The sequence below is a fragment of the Spirosoma sp. 48-14 genome (assembly GCF_001898575.1).
Taxonomy (GTDB): Bacteria; Bacteroidota; Bacteroidia; order Cytophagales; family Spirosomataceae; genus Spirosoma.
This window is the reverse complement of sequence record NZ_MKUD01000046.1, coordinates 1-1,353: the sequence shown is the minus strand read 5'-3', so window position 1 is coordinate 1,353 and position 1,353 is coordinate 1. Positions and strand designations below refer to the sequence as shown.

At 48.8% G+C, this 1,353-nt stretch carries 1 protein-coding gene; it reads left to right on the top strand.

Features of this window, described 5'->3' with window-relative positions:
• Nucleotides 1–308 precede the first annotated feature (308 nt).
• The gene (locus tag BGO59_RS24150) at nt 309–1,166 is read left to right on the top strand and encodes an Rpn family recombination-promoting nuclease/putative transposase (RefSeq protein ID WP_293687560.1); all 858 of its coding nucleotides are present in this window, start codon (nt 309–311) and stop codon (nt 1,164–1,166) included.
• Nucleotides 1,167–1,353: the final 187 nt, after the last annotated feature.

Below are 1,353 nucleotides of genomic sequence, written 5' to 3'. Positions count from 1 at the left end.
CCAACCAAACAGGGGTGTAAAGGTTGGAAGTTGGTTTCGTTCAGTGAAGTGACTCGCTCACCATCAACCCCTGTTGGCGTTGGGTGCGGGTCTATCAAATGCCTGTTTGCCAGCGTCTTGGCGACAGACAGCACGTCCCAGAGGTGAACACTTTGGTTCGTTGGTCAGGTTTCGTTTGACACGAGAATCGCCCTGGTTGGGCAAGCTGACGAAAGGTGAGTTGGCAACGTAACGTGTGACAGGGTATGCGCTCCGACAGGGCCGGGCTGACAACAGTAGAAAGTGCGTTGATTGAGTACCTTTGCCGGATGGAAACAGGTATCTACATTCCCATTATTTCGGACTACGGTTTCAAAGCCACTTTTGGTAACGAAGCCGACAGTTTATTTCTACGTACCGCTTTACAGGCACTCATCAAATCCGAGACGCCCATTCGAGAAGTTAGGTTCGACAAAAACGTATTTGAGGCACTAACTATTGACAGTCGAAGCGGAATTTTTGATTTGGCCTGCACCGATGAAAACGGCAGTCAGTTCATCGTCGAAATGCAGTTGGGCCTAGCCCCTCATTTTGTGCAGCGTATGAAGTTTTACGCCCTACACAAATTCAATACGGTGGTCGAGCGGGGTGAGTTTGATTACGCCAATTTGCCCAAAATCTACGCTATTGCTATTTTAGCGAAGAGCATTTTACCAACCGCTCATTTTCATACGGTTGCCAACTTGAGGAGCGAAGCGGGTGAAATCATTGACACTCAGATGACGTTTATCACAGTGGAATTGGCTAAATTTAACAAGCTCGTAACTGAGATAGAGACCGTTTTAGACAAACTGGTATACACCATGAAGACGCTCCATACAACTGAACCCACGCAGTACCCGGCTTTCTGGAATGAAGAATGGCTGAAACGGGCCATTGACGAGTTGGATACGCGGAAGATGACTACAGAGGAGCGGGCGTATTTTGCCCGTGTGACAGCAGCCAATGCTGAAGCGGTAAAGGCTGAAAAACAGAAGATTCGGGAAGCTGTAGAGCAGAAGGAAATCCAAGCGATAACTAAAGCACTCAAAGGCGGAAAGCTTACGATAGAAGAGATTGCAGAATACAATGGAACATCTGTTGATTTTGTGCTTGAAGTTCAGCGGAGCCTTAGCAAAAACTCATAAGTCACCTTCCGGGTGACAGGAAGCAGGCCGCAAGGGCAGGGTTTGCAGCCCAACCAAATGAGGGTGTAAAGGTTGACGCTACGTGTGTTGTCTTGAGTCGCTTCCTCATCCATCAGCCCTCATGGTCGTTGGGTGTTGCAAACAGTTATAAAAGGTCGTGTGCCGGGTCGCGTGTGACAGGCCGCAC